At 67.7% G+C, this 17,834-nt stretch carries 13 protein-coding genes; 7 read left to right on the forward strand and 6 right to left on the reverse strand.

What is annotated here, in order from left to right:
- Nucleotide 1: 1 nt before the first annotated feature.
- The 4 genes from NQ165_RS11175 to NQ165_RS11190 are packed head-to-tail and all read left to right on the forward strand — an operon-like array spanning nt 2 to nt 5,675.
- Complete coding sequence (locus NQ165_RS11175) at nt 2-1,405, forward strand: O-antigen ligase (RefSeq protein WP_257526556.1); 1,404 nt, start codon at nt 2-4, stop codon at nt 1,403-1,405.
- A complete protein-coding gene (locus tag NQ165_RS11180) occupies nt 1,402-2,742 on the forward strand; it encodes an O-antigen ligase (protein ID WP_257526555.1) in 1,341 nt (446 codons plus the stop codon). The genes NQ165_RS11175 and NQ165_RS11180 overlap by 4 nt, the downstream gene beginning before the upstream one ends.
- 12 nt (nt 2,743-2,754) lie before the next feature.
- Nucleotides 2,755-3,750, forward strand: a complete 996-nt coding sequence (locus tag NQ165_RS11185; RefSeq protein WP_257526554.1) for a glycosyltransferase family 2 protein — start codon at nt 2,755-2,757, stop codon at nt 3,748-3,750.
- Between the two features lie 17 nt (nt 3,751-3,767).
- A complete protein-coding gene (locus tag NQ165_RS11190; RefSeq protein WP_257526553.1) occupies nt 3,768-5,675 on the forward strand; it encodes a glycosyltransferase in 1,908 nt (635 codons plus the stop codon).
- 3 nt (nt 5,676-5,678) lie between these two features.
- On the opposite strand, the gene NQ165_RS11195 is transcribed toward NQ165_RS11190, so the two are convergent.
- Entirely contained in the window at nt 5,679-6,428 is a 750-nt protein-coding gene (locus NQ165_RS11195; protein WP_257526552.1) for an ABC transporter ATP-binding protein, read from the reverse strand.
- On the reverse strand, nt 6,428-7,219 hold the full coding sequence (locus tag NQ165_RS11200; protein WP_257533476.1) for an ABC transporter permease: 792 nt from the start codon (nt 7,217-7,219) through the stop codon (nt 6,428-6,430). The genes NQ165_RS11195 and NQ165_RS11200 overlap by 1 nt, the downstream gene beginning before the upstream one ends.
- Before the next feature lie 231 nt (nt 7,220-7,450).
- Between NQ165_RS11200 and NQ165_RS11205 the strand changes: the two genes are divergently transcribed.
- The 3 genes from NQ165_RS11205 (at nt 7,451) to NQ165_RS11215 (ending at nt 13,190) form a co-directional block, all read left to right on the forward strand.
- Nucleotides 7,451-8,446, forward strand: coding sequence for a rhamnan synthesis F family protein (locus NQ165_RS11205; protein WP_257533478.1), 996 nt, complete (start codon nt 7,451-7,453; stop codon nt 8,444-8,446).
- Nucleotides 8,443-11,622 (forward strand): glycosyltransferase, encoded by a 3,180-nt coding sequence (locus NQ165_RS11210; protein WP_257533480.1) that lies wholly within the window; start codon nt 8,443-8,445, stop codon nt 11,620-11,622. Before NQ165_RS11205 ends, NQ165_RS11210 begins: the two co-directional genes overlap by 4 nt.
- Nucleotides 11,623-11,711: 89 nt before the next feature.
- Nucleotides 11,712-13,190, forward strand: a complete 1,479-nt coding sequence (locus tag NQ165_RS11215) for a DUF2142 domain-containing protein (protein ID WP_257533482.1) — start codon at nt 11,712-11,714, stop codon at nt 13,188-13,190.
- 138 nt (nt 13,191-13,328) lie between these two features.
- On the opposite strand, the gene NQ165_RS11220 is transcribed toward NQ165_RS11215, so the two are convergent.
- The 4 genes from NQ165_RS11220 to NQ165_RS11235 are packed head-to-tail and all read right to left on the reverse strand — an operon-like array spanning nt 13,329 to nt 17,764.
- Nucleotides 13,329-14,567: a polysaccharide pyruvyl transferase family protein gene (locus NQ165_RS11220; protein ID WP_257533484.1), complete on the reverse strand. Its 1,239-nt coding sequence runs from the start codon at nt 14,565-14,567 to the stop codon at nt 13,329-13,331.
- Nucleotides 14,564-15,529, reverse strand: a complete 966-nt coding sequence (locus NQ165_RS11225; RefSeq protein ID WP_257533486.1) for a lysylphosphatidylglycerol synthase domain-containing protein — start codon at nt 15,527-15,529, stop codon at nt 14,564-14,566. Before NQ165_RS11225 ends, NQ165_RS11220 begins: the two co-directional genes overlap by 4 nt.
- A gap of 11 nt (nt 15,530-15,540) precedes the next feature.
- Nucleotides 15,541-16,614, reverse strand: coding sequence for a nitroreductase family protein (locus NQ165_RS11230; protein ID WP_257533488.1), 1,074 nt, complete (start codon nt 16,612-16,614; stop codon nt 15,541-15,543).
- 52 nt (nt 16,615-16,666) lie between these two features.
- On the reverse strand, nt 16,667-17,764 hold the full coding sequence (locus NQ165_RS11235; protein ID WP_257533490.1) for a glycosyltransferase family 2 protein: 1,098 nt from the start codon (nt 17,762-17,764) through the stop codon (nt 16,667-16,669).
- Between the last annotated feature and the right edge of the window lie 70 nt (nt 17,765-17,834).

Raw genomic sequence — 17,834 nt, forward strand, 5'->3', positions numbered from 1 at the left:
CATGGCCGTCCACACCACGCATCCGGTCGCCGCGCCCCCGGCGGCCCCTGCGCGTGAGCGGACCGGGGTGCTGCTGGTGCGGGCGTGGGCGGTGCTCGTGCTGCTGACCACGATCTGCGGCACCGCTCTGGTGCTGGCCTTCGGCGAGACCGTCGCCGCCGTGATCGGGGTGGCCACGGTCGTCGTGTCGGCCGCGGTCTGGGTCGTGGCGCGGCCCATCGTGCAGTGGCGACGCCTCCCCTGGTTCGCCCTGGCCTACGTCGCCTTCGCGGCGCTGTCGCTGCTGTGGACCGCCTGGCCGGAGACCACCGCGCTCACGCTGGCGCTCCTCGCGGTGACGACCTTCCAGGCGCTCTTCGTCGGCGCGATCCTCACGTGGCCCGAACTGGTGCGCGCCCTGTCGACGGCGTTCAAGTGGGTCGTGGTCCTCTCGCTCGCGTTCGAATTGTGGGTGTCGCTGTTCGTGGGCGGCCCGGTCCTTCCGCGGTTCGTGATCCCGCTGACTCCCGCACCCGACCCGATCGTCTACTGGTCGCGCGACAACCTGTTCGACGGCGGCCGCATCCAGGGCATCTTCGGCAGTGCCAACCCGCTCGCGTACGCCGCCCTGTTCGCGATCATCGTGTTCGCCGTGCGCTACGCCGCCCGCGTGCCGCACCGCGCCCTCCTCTGGGGGTGGATCGCCGCCGCGGCGTTCCTGTTCCTGCGCGCCGACTCCGCCACCGCCTACCTGGCGGCGCTCATGGTCGTCGTGGTGCTCATCACGGTGCTGATCATGCGCACCACCCGTCGCCCCGGCGAGCGCACCCGGTACTACATCGTGTACGCGGCCGTCGCCCTGGGCGGCCTGGCCGCCGCCTGGCTGCTGCGGGATGTGGTGTTCGGGCTGCTGGGCCGCACCGCCGACCTCACCGGCCGCGAGGGCATCTGGCAGAGCGTGCTCGAGCGCGCCGCGGAGCGCCCCGTCGCGGGATGGGGCTTCGCCTCGCCCTGGCTCCCCTGGGATCCGGCGTTCGACGGGTGGATCATCGACCACGGCGTCTCGGTGCTGCAGGCCCACAACATGTGGATCGACGTCTTCATGCAACTGGGCGTGATCGGCGTCGTGCTCTTGGCGACGACCTACCTGGCGTTCATCTGGCGGTCCTGGTTCTTCGCCGTGGACCGGCCCCGCTGGGATCTGCGCGCCGACCGCCCCTACTCGCCGCTCACGCTGCTGCCGACGCTGACCGGCGCTGTGCTGCTGGTGCAGGGGTTGGCCGAGTCCGGTCCGCTGGTGCTGTGGGGCTGGATGGCGGTGGTGCTGTTCGCCTTCAAGGTCAAGCAGGCGCCGCTGGTCGGCGTCGGTCCCGCCGAGCAGACGTTCGCGCACGAGCGCGGCGACCTGCCGCCGCGGGCGGCATGACCGGCCTCATCCCGCTCGCCGGCGGGCGAGGACCGGCGGGACTGCTGGCATCGGCCGCGATGGCCAGCGCCTACACCCACGCCGCGCTCGGGGCCGTGTTCGCCGGCTATGTGATCGAGCGGCTCTCCGGCCGCGTGACCTACCTCACGATCATCGGGGGGCTCTGCATCGTGGGGGCGGCGATCCTCGCCGCGCGTCGCCGCGAGCTCTCCGCGCTGCGCCTGGCGCCCACCACCCTGATCGTCTTCCTCCTGTGGCTGCTGGCGAGCGTGTCGTGGAGCCAGGATGCCGCCGGCACGATCGCGGCATGGCTCGGTATGACGGGACTGGCGTTCATCGCCGTCGTCATCGGCCATGTGCGCGACACCCTCCAGACCGCCCGCGCCCTGGGCGATGTGATGCGCGTGCTGCTGACGGTGTCGCTGGCGCTCGAGATCCTCTCCGGCATCCTGCTCGACATGCCCCTGAACTTCATCGGCGTCGAGGGGAACATCGCCCAGCTGGGACCGATCGAGGGCATTTTCGGCACCCGCAACTCGCTCGGGTTCGTCGCGGTGCTGGCCCTCATCACCTTCCTGGTGGAGTACCGCACCCTTTCGGTGCGACCGGGGGTGTCGCTGTACTCCGCCGTGCTGGCCGGCTCGCTGGCGGCGCTGTCGGACTCCCCCACCGTGCTCGTGCTGGCGGTCGCCGTGGCCACCGCCACCGGCGCGCTCGCCGTCGTGCGGCACACCCCCGCCGCGCGGCGCCTCTCGGTGCAGTGGGCCTTCGGTGCCGCGCTCGCTCTCGGACTCGTCGTGGCCTACCTCGGGCGGCACACGATCATCGCCTGGATCGGTGCCGCTCGCGACTTCTCGACCCGCTCCGACCTGTGGGCGCAGATCGTGGTGTTCGTGCGGGCGCGGCCCATCCAGGGGTGGGGCTGGACCGGCGCGTGGACCGACGACTTCCCGTTCGGCACCATCAACTACATCCTGCGCGAGGGTCACCTTTCGGCGCTGAACGCCTATTTCGACGTGCTCCTCCAGGTCGGCTGGGTGGGGCTGGTGCTGTTCGCCGTGTTCGCGGGACTCGCCTTCGTGCGCTCCTGGGTCGTCGCCGGCGAGCGGCGATCGATCGTCTACGCCTGGACACCGCTGATCCTCGTGGCGCTTCTGGTCGACTCGGTGTTCGAGAGCTTCACCCTCTCCGGCTACGGCTGGCTGATGCTCGCGCTGTGCGCGCTGCGGGCCGGACAGTCCCGCTCATGGCGCGAACGCATCGACGAGGCGTCCGCAGGAACCGACCTCCCCCCGGCGGTGGACCTCCCAGACGGCTCCCGGGGCGGGGCGGGGTAGGATCGACGCGCCATGCCCTCCGTTCCCGACGCCCCCGCCTCCGCGCCCTTCGACCCCGCTTCGGCGACGATCGCGGTCGTCACCTACAACCGGTCGGGCCTGCTGACGCGGCTGCTCGAGAGCATCTCGAACATGGAGCCCAAGCCCGGTCACCTCGTCATCGTCGACAACGCATCGACCGATGACACCACCGACGTCGTCGAATCGTTCCGCGACGGCATCGGCACCGAGATCGTGTACCGGCGCCTGGACACCAACACCGGCGGCTCCGGCGGGTTCAGCGAGGGGATGCGCATCGCCTACGAGCTGGGATCGACGTGGATCTGGCTCATGGACGACGACGTCGAGGTCATGCCCGACGGCCTCGCCCGCATGGGCGCGTGGGCCCCGCGGTTCAAGTCCATCCAGGGGCGGCGCTACGACTACGACGGCAGCGAGTTCTACTGGCAGTACCGCATCGCCGAGTCGATGGCCATTCCGATCCCCTTCGCCCCTGCCGGATTCGACGACTCCGGCTACAAGGTGATGAACTCCGGCTGCTTCGAGGGGATGTTCATCCACCGCGACATCGTCGCGCAGATCGGCCTGCCGGATCCGCGGTTCTTCATCTACTGGGACGACCAGATGTACGGCTGGCTGGCCTCGCGAAAGACCACCGCCGTCATCGTCGACGAGTTCGTGCTGCGCCGCACGCGTGAGATCCGCCAGTGGGACATGGGCATCCGCCACATGAACGCCTCCAGCGACGCCTACCGGTACTACATCATGCGCAACCGCGGTCATATGAAGCAGTACTACCGGGCGCTGGGCGTGTACCAGCCCGTGCTGTTCGGGCTCGGAACCGCGCTGACCTTCGGCAAGGAGCTCATCCGGCTGCTGTTCGTCGAGCACACCGTCCGTGGCACGTCGAACCTGTTCCGCGGTCTCCGCGACGGGCGCAAGATCGCCAAGGATGCCACGTGGAAGCCGATGCCTCCGCTCGCGGTCTCCGCTCCGACCGACCACTGACACCGAGGAGGCCCCTCGTGGCTCACGTGCTTCAGACCGCCGTCCTGCCCTTGGACCGGGATCCCGACCTGCTCCCCCTCTACGTCGACCCCGAGACGTGGACGTCGATCGATGAGGAGCCCGTGCGGGTCAGCTCGGTCGCCCAGCTCGGCAACATCCTCGGCCGCCACCGCGCCCGCATCGTCGCCGGCCGCCGGGTGTCGTTCGGAACCTACTTCAACGCGTTCCCCGCCTCGTACTGGCAGCACTGGACCGCGGTGCGTGACGTGACGCTGACCGTGCGCACCGACGGCCCGGCGACCATCCTGGTCTACCGCTCAAACGGCACCGGCGTGAAGCAGCGCATCGAGACGCGCGAGGTCACCGGCTCCTCGACCACGCACTTCACGCTGCGACTCGATCAGTACAGCGACGGCGGCTGGATCTGGTTCGACATCGCCGCCGACGAGACGGATGCCGTCTTCGAGGGGGCCGACTGGTCCACCGAGCAGGAGCCGGTCCGCGCGGGCCGGGCATCCATCGGCATCACCACCTACAACAAGCCGGACTACTGCGTCGGGACGCTGCGCGACCTCTCCGAGTCCGGAGACCTCCTCGAGCTGGTCGACCGCGTCTTCCTCATCGATCAAGGCACGCAGCTGGTCGCCGACGAGGAGGGCTACGACGAGGTCGCCGGCGCCCTCGGCGACACCCTCCAGGTGATCCGTCAACCCAACCTCGGCGGCTCGGGCGGATTCGCGCGCGCGATGCTCGAGACCCTCGACCGCCCCGACAGCGACTTCGTCCAGCTGCTCGACGACGACGTGCGCATCGAGCCGGAGTCGCTGCGCCGGTCGATCGTCTTCGGCCGCTACGCCTCGACGCCGACGATCGTGGGCGCCCACATGTTCGACCTGCTCGATCGCGCCAAGCTGCACGCGTGGGCGGAGGTCGTCGACGACGAGCCGTTCATGTGGCGCACGCTCTACCAGGAGCGCATGCCGCACGATTTCTCGGTGGCGAACCTGCGGCAGTCGCCGACGCTGCACATGCGCCTGGACGCCGACTACAACGGCTGGTGGATGTGCCTCATCCCGGTGGAGGTCATCCGCGCCGTCGGGCTGTCGCTTCCGGCCTTCATCAAATGGGACGACGCGGAGTTCTGCCTGCGTGCACGCGACGCCGGCTACCCCACGGTGTCGCTGCCGGGCGCTGCCCTCTGGCACGTGTCCTGGGTCGGCAAGGACGACTCGATCGACTGGCAGGCCTACTTCCATGCGCGCAACCGCATCGTCGCCGGCTTGCTGCACTCGCGCGCGCCGGGCGGTGGAACCCTGCTGCGGCACAGCCGTCGGGTGGACCTGAAGCACCTGATGATGATGCAGTACTACCCCGTGGCGCTGCGGCACAAGGCGCTGCGCGACGTGCTCTCCGGCCCTGCGCACATGACGCGGACGCTGGCCACGGCGATGCCGGAGGCCCGGGCACTGGCTCCGAGCTTCCCCGAGACGGTCGTGCACAAGGACGACGGCGTCCCGCTGCGCTCGCGTCGCGGTCGCCAGGTCTTCCGCTGGTCCCGGCGAAACGACTACGACAACCCCACCGGCTGGCGGCTGCGGCTGTTCACCGCGTCGACCCTCGTCGCGCACTGGCTGCACGCGCCCCGCCCGGAGAACCTGGCGATGCCCGAGGTCGAGTTCGGCAAGAACGACGCGCACTGGTGGCGCCTGCCCCGCTACGACAGCGCGCTGGTGAGCGCCGCCGACGGATCCGGGAAGAACATCTACACCCGCGACCGGGCCAAGTACCGCCGGATGCTGGTGGACAGCGTACGCCTGCACCGCCGGCTGCGGCGGGAATGGCCACGACTGTCGGCGCAGTACCGCGCCGCGCTGCCCGAGATCACGGGCGAGCAGTCGTGGCGCGAGGTGTTCCGCGACCGCTGAGCGTCAGCGCTTCGGCGTTCCGTAGTCCTCGTCATAGCGCGCGAGCACCTCCTCGATGGGCGCGTCCATCACCAGACGCCCACCGTCCAGGTACAGGCCGCGCGTGCAGAAGCGGCGCAGATCGCGCTCGTTGTGGCTGACGAAGAACAGCGTGCGCCCCTGCGCGAGCAGTTCGTCGATGCGACGGTAGCACTTCTCGCGGAAGGCTTTGTCCCCGACCGCCAGCACTTCGTCGACCAGCAGTATCGGCTCTTCGAGCTGGGAGACGACGGCGAACGCCAGTCGTACCTTCATTCCGCTGGAGAGGTGCTTGTAGGGGGTGTCCACTGCGTCGGCGAGTTCGGCGAACGCGATGATGCCGTCGAAGCGACGGCTCACCTCCGCCCGCGTCATCCCGTGCAGCCCCGACGTCAGGTAGACGTTCTCGCGCACCGTGAGGTCGCCGACGAACCCGCCCGTGATCTCGATGAGGGGCGCCACACCTCCGTTCACGACGACCTCCCCCACGTCGGGCAGCAGCACCCCCGCGACCAGCTTCAGCAGCGTGGATTTGCCCTGACCATTGCGACCCACGACGCCGATCGCCTCACCGGGGCGCACGGTGAACGAGACATCTTTGAGCGCCCAGAACTCCCCCGGCCGGCTGCGACGCGAGCGCCCGGCGAACAGGTCCTTGAGATTGCGGCCGCCACGGCGGCCACGGCGGAAGCGCACCCCCAGATCACGGGCTTCTATCGCGAAGTCGACGCCCATCACAGCTCCTTCAGCACCGCGGGCTCGAGGCGCCGGAACACCAGCACGCCCAGCACGAGCACCAGCACACTGACGCAGGCTGCGCCGATGACCGCCGCGGTGTCCCACTGATCGGGGAAGAAGCCGACGCGGTACAGCGTGAAGATGCCGGCCAACGGGTTGATGACGGCGAGGTCGGCGAAGGCGCCGGGAAGGTCCTTCACACCGTAGATCACCGGCGAGGCGTAGAAGAGCGCCCGCAGCACCAGACGCGTGGTCCGCTCCAGATCCGCCCACAGCACACACAGCGGCGCGACGATGAGGCCGAGTCCGACCAGCAGCATCGCCTGCAGCAGCACGGCCAGCGGGAACCACAGCAGGCCCCAGCCGGCGTGCGCTCCCGCGAACACAGCGAAACCGATCAGCACGGGCAGCGAGCAGAGGAACTCGATCCCTTTGCTCAGCACGATGCGGTTGACCCAGATCGACCTGGGGATCGAGGTGGAGCGCACGAGCCGGGCGTCCTTATTGAACGCCCTCGTGAAGTCACTCATGGAGGCGTTGAACCACACCCAGGGCAGAAGCGCGGTGATCAGGAACACGATGTACGGGTCCTCGCCGACACCGCGGTTGAAGATCTGCGTGAAGACGAACCAGTAGATTCCGCTCATCACGAGCGGATCGAGCACCGACCAGAGATACCCCAGCGCGCTGGTGGCGTAGCGGACCTTCAGATCACGCGCGGACAGCAGCCAGAGGGAGTGCAGGTAGCGCCGCGGCGAGCCGGGCGCACCGACGGTGGCTGTGGTCACTCTGTCGATCCTAGGCCGTCCGTCCGCTGGGGCAGCGCCGCACGGTGCGTGTCCCGCTCGGCACCCGGGGTAGGCTCGTTTGTACCGGTGTCGACGATCGAAGCGCCGCCGCCATCAGCCACACACGGAGAAACGCGTGCTAGACGATCCCACCTTCGATCCCCCCTCTCGCCCGTGCACGAGAGTGCGCCTCCCGAGGCAGCGGGATGACGTCGCGCGGGGTCGGGTCTCATGACGCGCAGACTGGCAGTCGTCGCGCACTTCAATGCGCTCGGCGAGGTCGCACCGCATGTCGTACGCCAGCTGCGGATGCTGACCGGATCCTTCGATCGTGTGATCGTCGCCTCCACCAGCCCTCTCTCTTCCGCGGCGAAGACCGAGATCGGCCCCTACGCCGAGGTGGTGGAGCGTTCGAATCTCGGCCAGGACTTCGGGTCGTGGCATGAAGTCCTGGAAGACACCGGTCTCGCGGCGGGGTTCAACGAGGTTCTCCTGACCAACGATTCGTATGTCAGCGTGATCGACGATCTCGAGCCCGTCATCGGGCAGATGGCTCGCCGTCCCGTGGAGATGTGGGGCCTCACGAAGACCTGGCGGCATGCCGAGCACATCCAGAGCTACTTCCTCTTCATCCAGGAACCCGTCCTGCGGTCTCTGGCCTTCACACAGTTCTGGTCGGACTTCCGCCCGGCGCCGGACCGCACATCCGCGATCATGCACCAGGAGGTGGGGCTGAGTTCCGCCATGCGATCGGCGGGCTTCCGGTTGGGGTCTTACTTCGAGCCCAGCGATGCCGAGCGTCGCCTCGCCAATCTCCGGGGCGTCCACTGGCTCATCCGCCGCAGAAGGGCCTTTCCCGCGCGCTTCCACGGTTTCGGCGACCACTTCCACATGCGACGCGCATTCGATCCGGCTGAAGCAGACAACCTCAACTGGGCCACCGACTTCGCCGACTTCGTCTTCGACGATCAGCGATATCCGGTCGTCAAGTTCGACACTCTCCGGTACGACCCGCACTGGCTCGGCTCCGACAGGCTGCTCGCCGGCTGCGAGCGAGCGTTCCCCGAGCACTTCGATGGAGTCCGTGACTACATGAACCGCACGGCCCACGCCTACCCAGGACGTCCCTACGAGAACGACGGGCCCGCGAAGCTGGACCCTCTGACCCGGCGCGTGGTGGGCTACCGGACTCGGACTCCGCGACGGGTGCGAGGAGGACGAGCATGAACGGCCCGTTCGACGCGGCGGTGAGCGCGCTCCGCGAGCTCCGTCGCCTGCCGGGACTCCGGCGCGCCTTTGAGTCCACGGACGACCTCCGCCGCATCCGACGCCTCGCCGCGTCCGGTCTCATCGACACGAACCTGTATGCCGCTCAGCTCGGGCTCGATACGGTCTCCCTCGACGAAGCTGCCGCGCACTACGTCCGGTGGGGCCACGCAGCAGGGCTGACCATCAATCCGCTTCTGGATCACGGCACCCTCCGTGGCCTGTTCCCCGGGTCGAACCGCCCCGCCGCATACGACTACATCTGGCAGCGCCTCTGGGATGCCCCGGTGAGCCCACTGTGGGACGTCCGGCGATACATGCAGGACAACCCCGGTGCACGCGAGCATAGACTCGGCCCGGTGGGGCATGCCTGGGACAGCGTGAGAGCGGCGCCTCGCACCGCCCTGCCCACTCACGTCGGCGACGCCATCGCCTGGGAAGACCTCGTCGAAGTCAACCGGAACGCTCTCGGCGCCTGGGGTGAGGGCGATGCGCTCCGCCGCGCGCGTCGCGTCCACCCGCATTTCCATGGAGTTGAGAGCCTTGGACGATGGGATGAATCTGCGGCGCGTCCGCTGATCTCCGTGGTCCTGGCCACCTGGAACAGGTCGGGAGAGCTGCGCCGGGCGGTCGAGTCGGTGCTCGACCAGTCATGGCCGAACTGGGAGCTGCTGATCGTCGACGACGGCTCGTGGGATGACACCCCCACGATCGCCGGGCTGCTCGCCGAGCGGGACCCGCGAATCCACTACCTGCCCCGCGAGCACCGTGGCGTGAGCGCGGCGCGCAACAGCGGTATCGCTGAGGCATCCGGCCGCTACATCACCTTCCTTGACAGCGACAACGCATGGCAGCCGTCGTTCCTCGAGAACATGATGATCGCCATGGAGCGGGAGGGCGACGCGGTCGCCTACGCGACCATCGAGCTCGACAACGGCAGGCGCGCCATGTTCCGGGAGGCCGCCGCGTCGCCGGAGAACCTGGATCTGGGCAATGTCGTCGACCTCAACACCCTCATCGTGCGGCGAGATGCTCTCACGGAGGTGGGCGGTTTCGACGAAACCCTCCTGCGAGCCGTGGACTACGATCTCATCCTCCGACTCTCGGCTCGGTTTCCCTTCACCCACGTGCCCGTTCTCGGCGCGATCTATGAGAATCGCGCGGAGGGCCGCGACCGCATCTCGACGTCGCAGCCGCTCGGCTGGAACACGTTCGTCCGACTGAAGAACGCAGTCGACTGGAACACCGCCACGTCGCGGTCGCTGTCCGCCGGAGCGACTGTCCTGGTGCTCGCCCACCGCGAGGACCCGTGGCTGACCGACCGGCTTTCCGCCGCAGCCGAGCTCGCCAACTCCTCCGAGAACACCGTCGTGTTCGCGATGATCGACCCGACACCCTCTGACTGGCTGCGCGTGGTCGAAGCCACCCGGCGCGAGCCTGGGCTCAACCCCTGGCTTCTGCCGAACACGGAGCCGTTCGCGTACGCCGTGAACCGGGTCCTCGCCGAGGCGCAGCGCGAGATCTTCGTGGTGACCGACCCGGCGAGCCGCTTCGAGTCCGATTCGGTCCGGCGACTCATCGCGGCTGTGAACGACCGGGAACGAACGCTGGCCTTCCCTCTCCAACTCCACCCTGATGCGACCATCGTCTCCGTCGGGGCGGGATTCCCGCAGCACGGTGCGGCCCCCGTCGAACTGCTCAGCCGCCACCCGCGCGAGGACGCTCGGATGCTGGGGGCGGAGTTCGTGGCGCCTGCGGCGTCGGGGCGGACGTTCGCCGCATCGACGCGCGACCTCCAATCGCTGCAGGGGCTCAACCCGCTTCTTTACAACGAGTACGAGACCACCGAGCTGACGCTGCGCCTGCGCGAACGGTTCGGCGCGTACGACTCCGTCGTGCTGACCGAGGTCGAGCACCGTCGGATCGATCTGCCGCACGACTTCGACCGCGCAGATCCACTCGGCAGTCTCGCCGTCATCCGCGAGGCCACCGCCTCGACATCGCCCACCGACTTCGACGCTCTGCTCCGCCCGCTCGGGCTCACGGTCGACCACTTCCGGTCGGTGTCACCGCGCGATGCGGGCGGAGAATGGGTGGACACGCCCGCCGGCACGTTCCACGCCGCGCGTGCGCCACGTCATCTGCACCCGGTCGTCACCCGCTCCCGCCAGTACATCGACATCGATGGCGTCCCGACGCCCCGGCTGCGGTGGGCGCTTCGCATCGCCTCACCGGCGTGGCCCACCGGAGGCACGTGGGGCGACACGCATTTCGCGGAGTCGTTGGCGTCTGCCCTGCGGTCGCTCGGGCAGGAGGTGGTCATCGACCACCACGAGGTCGACCAGCGACCCACGGCATACCTCGATGACGTCACGCTCGTGCTTCGGGGACTCGATCGCGTCGAGCCCTCCACGGGCGGCGTGTCGATGCTCTGGGTGATCAGCCACCCTGATCAGGTGACTCGTGCCGAGGCAACGCGGTACGACCGCGTGCTCGCCGCGTCCACCCTCTGGGCAGACCGTGCACGCACACTATGGGGTCTGCCGGTGGAACCACTCCTCCAGTGCACGGACCCGATGTTGTTCCACCCGCACACGCCTCCGCTCGAGCGCAGCGATGACATCGTCTTCGTCGGCAAGAGTCGGGGCGTCGCGCGGCCGTCGGTGGTCTACCCCGTCCGCGCCGGCATCCCCGTTCGGGTGTTCGGGAGCGAGTGGGACGGCATCCTGCCCCCGGATTCGGTCGAGGCCGCCTACGTCCCGAACGACGAGCTCGGGAATCTGTACGGATCAGCCGCCGTTGTCCTCAACGACCACTGGAACGATATGCGCCGCGATGGATTCATCTCGAACCGTCTGTTCGACGTGGTCGCATCGGGTGGGCGCGTCATCTCGGATGAGGTGGAGGGGATCGAGGAGATCTTCGGCACCGCTGTAGCCACGTTCTCATCACCGCAGGAGCTCATCGACATGCTGACCGGCCCCCTCGATTCGCTGTTCCCCTCCGAGGCGGAGCTGCTCGACATCTCAGAGCGGGTTCGACGCGAGCACTCCTTCCTCGCGCGGGCGCGACAACTCTTGGACATCGCCATTGAAGAACTGCCGCCGTATCGCCGCGCGCCGCAGAGCGCGCTGTGAGCGCGGCAACGACCTCCAGGGCCTCGCTCCGGCAGCGCTCCTGGAGCCCGGGACGCGCCCCCTGGTCGATCTGGATCCTCACGGTCGCCATGGCGCTTCTCTGCGGGACGTGGGCCCTGCTGACGCCACAGTTCCTGTCACCCGACGAATCCGCTCACTTCTCGACGTCGGTCCGCGTCTCTGAGGGGTTCACCTGGCCGGAGCCCGGTGCTGCAAGGTTCCCTGCCGCGGTCGAAGCCGCTCAGGCGGAGCGCCGGACACCGCATGATCAGCGGAGCACGCTTGCCAGGCTGATGGCCACTCAACCCGGCAACGGGGAGCGCGTCGATCAGATGACGCAGCACCCTCCGCTGTACTATCTGCTCACCGGCGGGGCCCTCGCGGTCCCCGGCGTCAAGGATCTCGTCTGGGACCAGTCGATGATGATCACGCGCCTGCTCGGCGCGCTGCTGGCCGCCCCGCTGGTCTGGTTGTCGTGGAACGCGATCGCGACGCTCACACGATCGCGGGCAATGGGGCTCGTGGGTGCCGTCGCCGTCTTCGCGGTTCCGCAGTTGTCTCAGACGATGGCCGCAGTCACCAACGACAGCCTGGCTGTACTCATGGCCTGGACGGTCACCTGGCTTGCGATCAAGGTTCTCCGTGGCGACCGGCGCCTGACCACGCTGATCGCGCTGGGCCTGGTGTTCGGCGCCGGATGCCTCGTCAAGGGCACGGTCGTCCCGCTGGGTCTGCTCGTGGCCCTCGCCCCATGGTTCAGTGAGGGCGGCGCAACGAGCTGGACTCGGCGACTTCGCGACTCAGCCATCCCGCTCGTCGTCGCTTTCGCCGCAGGAGGGTGGTGGTGGGCGCGCAACCTGCTGCTGTACCGCACGCTTCAGCCACACGGTTTCATCGCCGAGAGCAAAGGCTGGGAGGAAGGAGCCGGGCCTAACCTCAGCGAATACATCGACGAGGTATGGCGGGTGACCCCGACCACTTTCTGGGGCTGGTTCGGGCGAGTGAACGTCCCACTCTCGAACATCCTGGTCGACACGCTCACCGTCAGCTGCCTGCTTCTCCTGGCCATCGGGCTCTTCCGCAAGCAGATGCGCACACTGGCCCTCGTTCTCTCCGCGCCTGTAGCAGCTACCGCGCTGCTGTTCATCCGTACGAGCTGGTCGACGTATGCCGAGGGCGGAACTGTGCGCGGTCTGCACGGGCGCTACTTCTTCACCGTGCTGCTTCTGCTGATCGCGCTGGCTGCCATCGCGGCCTCGAACGTCATCAGGGATCGCTCCGCTCGCGTCGCGCTGGCAATGGTCGTCTGCGCGGGCACGGCAATGCTGACGCTGGCCGCACTCGCCATCGCGGGGCTGGGGTTCTACGCGGACAGTGATCTCTCGGCGTGGTTGGAGGGGCTGAAGCTGTGGCTGGACTCCTACTCACCGCTGCCTCGATGGGCCACCCTCGCTGTGCCAGCCGCGACGGTGCCGTTCCTGGTCCTCGGCACCGCGCTCGCTGCACGCACCATCCTCCACGAGAACAGTGCGACTTCGCCGCAGACCGCACCCGCGGTGAGGGTCTGACTGCGGGGGAACGCACAGGCCGCGACGGTCGAGCAAACCCGGCTGCGTAGGGCATCTCACGCGGGGGTCGACGACAAGCGCGCACCTCTACCCGAGGCCGGCTGCCTCCCCTACGCGGAGAGGCGGCCAGCTGGGGGCTCAGGCGGGCGACTGCGACTCGCGGATGAGCTCAGCGATGAGATCGGCCTGGTGGATCGAGCGCGCTTTCACCGCAGGAAGGCGGGACGTGAGCTGTGCGGCCACCTCGTCGCGTCGGGCATCCAGCGCGGCGAAGCGATCAGCCAGATGCTCCGGCGTGAGCTCATCGTGGCCGAACGCCCACTCCTCGAGACCGAACATCTCGAGGACCTCACGGTACTTGTGGCTCCAGCCGATGACGAGCGTCGGGACGCCCATGGCCAGCGAGGAGACCATGGCGTGGAATCGGCTGGCGATGAACACCTGGCAGCGTCCGATGAGGTAACGCAGCTGCTGCGACGACAGCTCCCGGTCAACGAACAGGAGGTCGTCCCCGAGCCGCAGCCGCGAATGGATTTCCCTACACAGGGGGAGGTCGTTGTTGTGGGTCTTCTCGGTGCCGGTGCGCACGCTGTGCGGCACGAGCAGCACGCTCTTCCCCTGGGCCCGCAGGCCCTCGATGAATGCGGCGATCTGGCCGATGTAGTCGCCGCCGCGGGCCTCCACCTTGCGCTGCAGCACCACGCTCGGGCACACGCCGACCACGTCACGATCGAAGAAGGTCAGATCAATGTGGTCGGCGACTTCGCTCTCCTCGGTCCCGCTCAACTCCAGAGCGAAGGCGAAGTCCGCGCCAGCCGAAAGGTTGGTCAGCCCGAGTTCCTCGGCGTACTCGTGGGTGATCCTCCCGCGAGTGACGATAGTGCGCACCCGGGGAAGGAACGTGCGCGCAGCCCAGCGGTTCAGGGGGTGGCGGAAGGGACCGACGGCCTGGGCGCACTTGAACACGGGTGTGCGCGTATTGAGGGCGGGCAGAATGGAGGCGACGTTGTAGAGCAGGAATTTCTCGCGCCCGTCGGTGAAGGTGATGCCGCCCTGGTCGAGGAGCACGGACGACGAGGTGAGGGCGGCGATCGCCCGGGAGCGACGCCGCAGCGTGCCCCGCAGGAAGGGCGTCACCCGGTAGATGAGCGCGAGCGTGTTGATCGTCACCCCCAACTGGCGTGGGTTCGCAGGGAGGATCTCAAGGTTGGGATGGGAGTTCTGTGCCGCGTCCTCCGCGGGGTACATGCTCAGGAGGGTAAAGGAGGGTGCGTCCAGACGCTCACCGAGAGACTGGATAGCCGCTTCCAGCATGGCGGACGCGCCTTTGTTGCCGGACAGCGCGGAACCGATGATCGTGATGTGCGGAGAGGTCATGGGCGATGCTCCTTGGCGATGGTGCGACGGGTGAAGAGATAGATCGCAGCGACGAGGAGGTCGGCGACGGTGCTCAGGAGCCTGGCGAGCAGGCTGATGATGATCGCCTCAGCGACCGAGATGTACTGGCTGAGCACGAGCACGATGACCGCTTCCCGCACACCCAGACCGCTGGGGACGAAGAACGCGAGGATGCCGATCGCGCCTGCAAGCACGTAGGCGGCGGCGAAGGGCAGCCAGTGCTCGATGGGCACGGAGGCCACCGTGGAGGCAATCATGACGAACGCGACGCCGTTGAGTACCCGCGGTCCGACGAACTCGCCTATGAATCGGAGCACCTGGACACTGCCCAGAAAGTACTGCGGCGGGATGTCGTGCTTGAGGATGCGGCGGACCGGGAAGTTGACCAGCCCGTGGAAGAACGGCTTGTACATCATCATCAGCAGCGGCACCAGCACGACGACCGGCGTGATGAGCAGCGCTGCGTTGTCACCGAACAGGCCAGGTCCGAGGCTGATCAGGAGGATGACACCGGCGGGCACGATCGAGGCGATCTGTAGGAAGACGTTCTCGTAGACAAACGTGATCACCACGAGCGAGCGACTGATTCCCTTGCGCGCGGCCCACGCCACCTTGTTGACGACCGAGCCGACCTGTCCGGGGATGTACTTCAGCAGCCACGACGCGCACTGAAGCGCCACCGCTTCGCGTGCCGCGAGCGTGACGCTCGGACTGAGGACGCGCAGCATCCGCGCCCACAGCAGGCCGGTCAGCGGCACCGCGACGGCGAAGATCGCCGTCGCGGGGAGCCAGAGCCAGTCGGGGTTCAGCTGCTCGGCCGCGACACGATCCCAGTTGTCGACGAGCGCCAGCCCGAAGAAGACGGCCACCGTCGCGAGCACCGCGACGGTGATGGCCCAACGCAGTATGCGGCGACCGCGACGTGGCGAGGGAGTGTCCATCGTCAGGGTAGTCAGTTGAACCGGCGGAAGGTGTCGAGTTCCTTCTTCTGAGAGAAGGGCACCATGCCGTCGGTGTCGGCGTACCCCACGGCGATGAGCATGACGACGCGATCGGTGATCTTCAGATCGAGCGTCCGCTGCATCTTCTGCTCGAGCGGCTCGAAATCGGGCCAGTTGATGATGGAGGAACTCAGCCCGAGCGTCTCCAGGGCGAGGATGAACTGCATGGCCGCGAGCGAGCTGTCCACATAGATGGCGTGTCGATCGCGCGGGCTGAAGTAGGACTCCAGCTTGCCGACGACGACGATGATGGTGGGGATGTTCTGCGCGTAACCCGCCGCACCGAACGGGATGGAGGCGACCTCACGGACCATCGCTGGGTCGTCGAACACCCGGAACTCGTACGGCAGACGGTTGCAGGCGGTCGGCGCCTGCCGGGCGACGGTCAGCGCGCGGTCGATGTCCTCTCGGGGGACCGCCCGTTGCTCGAACCATCGCACGCTGCGCCGCTGGGTGACGAGGAGCTCGAGATCCTCGTAGGCGATGTCGGAGAGCTTCTCCTTGGGATGAGGGATCTTGTGTGTGGACTCCCTCTCCCCCGTTGCCGCATGGAACCTATCGCGCGCGGCAGCGATCGTCGCGTCCGGGCCGGTGGCCACTCGGAAATACTCCGCGAGAACGTCGTGCGCCCACTCGATCTCGCTCGCTTCCATCGAGTCCGGCCGCGCTCGATGCTGAGCGGCCGCTTCCTCATAGAACTCGATGGTCTCCGTGATGTAGTCACGAGCGAACACATCGCGCCGAGGGCGCATGATGAGTCCCTTCTCCAATCGGTGGATGTTGCGCCGCAGCTCGACGTGAGAGACCCGGTCGCGGTGCTTGTTGCGGTAGTAGTCGCGACGACCCCGGAGCACCGCGGACTGCTCACGGTTGAAGGTCATGAAGCTGACGACATACCAGATCTGGGTCAGTGCGCGACTCGAGCCGAAGGTCTCGAGGACGGCTCGATTGCCGAACTCGTACACGCGACGGATCCAGGTGATCGCAAGCAGGTCCTTCGCGATGCGCTTGAGCGTGGTCAGCACGCGGTGCCTTTCTCGTTCGGTCGCTGATGGGTTCTGTAGAGCGCCACCAGGGTCACGACCGCTCGTCGGCGGTCATCTCGTGCTCTCGAGCGACCCTGCTGACGGGTGCGGTCGGCGACGTGGCGCCCTCGACGGCACGGACGCTCACGGGCAGGGATGGATGCTGCGCCGCGTGGGCGATGTCGGCCACATTCGGATCGAGCGTGTTCTCCGGCGCGTACTGAAGCAGCTTCACGCGTTCGAGCGCGTCTTCCATCAGTGTTCGATTCGTCCGGAGCATGTCGGAGATCACGAGCAGGGCGAAGCTCAGCAACGAGCCCACCAGCATCGCGGATCCGAAGATCAGCGACTGGATGTGCTCCCCCGCGACGCCCAGCAGCGTGAGCACGAGGAACCTTACGAATGGCACCGCTGCGCCGATGAGGAACGCGACCGCGAGCGTGAGGAACACCGCGTGGGGCTTGAACATCACGTAGCTGCGCATGATCGCCTGCGCGGAGCGGCCCATGTGCTGGAAGATGTTCTTGAAGAGCCTGGACTCGCGGGTCTTCGGGTTGGTCCTGATGGGAACGCTGGCGATGCGCAATCGCTTGTTCCCTGCCTGGATGATCGTCTCCATGCAGTAGCTGAACTGCGTCACCACGTTGAGCCGGATGAGCGATTCCCGCGAGTATGCGCGGAAGCCACTCGCGGCATCCGGGAGGTCCGTCTCCGCCGCGAAGTTCACGACGCTGCTACCCACCCCCTGCATCAGCTTCTTGAATGCGGAGAAGTGGGCGATCGTCTTGGTCTGCCGGTCGCCGATGACGATATCCGCCTCGCCCCGGAGAATCGGCTGGACCAGGTCTCCGATCCGATCCTGCGGATACTGATTGTCGCCATCGGTGTTCACGACCACGTCTGCGCCGTGCTTCAGCGCGTAATCGACGCCGTCGCGGAACGAACGGGCGAGACCCATGTTTCGCGTGTGGACCACGAAGTGCTTGACCCCGTGTTCACGCGCGACCTTCACGGTGGCGTCCGAGGACCCGTCATCGACGACGAGCACATGAATCTCGTCGACGCCGTCGATCTCACGCGGGATCCCTGCGAGAACCGAAGGGAGCGTGTTTTCCTCGTTGAGGCAGGGGATCTGGATAAAAAGGCGCATGGGTCTTTCGCGTTCGCTTCACGCGTGTCGGTAGGTCGGCGGGTCGCCGGGCGGTCCGGCTTCGGTCGCG

The sequence above is a fragment of the Microbacterium sp. zg.Y1084 genome, from assembly GCF_024623595.1.
Taxonomy (GTDB): Bacteria; Actinomycetota; Actinomycetes; order Actinomycetales; family Microbacteriaceae; genus Microbacterium; species Microbacterium wangruii.

What these genes read in the sequence shown, in the direction of transcription:
- NQ165_RS11175 (WP_257526556.1), top strand. Translation starts at nt 2, where the DNA reads ATGGCCGTCCACACCACGCATCCGGTCGCCGCGCCCCCGGCGGCCCCT.
- NQ165_RS11195 (WP_257526552.1), bottom strand. Translation starts at nt 6,428, where the DNA reads ATGGGCGTCGACTTCGCGATAGAAGCCCGTGATCTGGGGGTGCGCTTC.
- NQ165_RS11210 (WP_257533480.1), top strand. Translation starts at nt 8,443, where the DNA reads ATGAACGGCCCGTTCGACGCGGCGGTGAGCGCGCTCCGCGAGCTCCGT.
- NQ165_RS11235 (WP_257533490.1), bottom strand. Translation starts at nt 17,764, where the DNA reads ATGCGCCTTTTTATCCAGATCCCCTGCCTCAACGAGGAAAACACGCTC.
- NQ165_RS11220 (WP_257533484.1), bottom strand. Translation starts at nt 14,567, where the DNA reads ATGACCTCTCCGCACATCACGATCATCGGTTCCGCGCTGTCCGGCAAC.
- NQ165_RS11205 (WP_257533478.1), top strand. Translation starts at nt 7,451, where the DNA reads ATGACGCGCAGACTGGCAGTCGTCGCGCACTTCAATGCGCTCGGCGAG.
- NQ165_RS11185 (WP_257526554.1), top strand. Translation starts at nt 2,755, where the DNA reads ATGCCCTCCGTTCCCGACGCCCCCGCCTCCGCGCCCTTCGACCCCGCT.
- NQ165_RS11225 (WP_257533486.1), bottom strand. Translation starts at nt 15,529, where the DNA reads ATGGACACTCCCTCGCCACGTCGCGGTCGCCGCATACTGCGTTGGGCC.
- NQ165_RS11180 (WP_257526555.1), top strand. Translation starts at nt 1,402, where the DNA reads ATGACCGGCCTCATCCCGCTCGCCGGCGGGCGAGGACCGGCGGGACTG.
- NQ165_RS11215 (WP_257533482.1), top strand. Translation starts at nt 11,712, where the DNA reads ATGGCGCTTCTCTGCGGGACGTGGGCCCTGCTGACGCCACAGTTCCTG.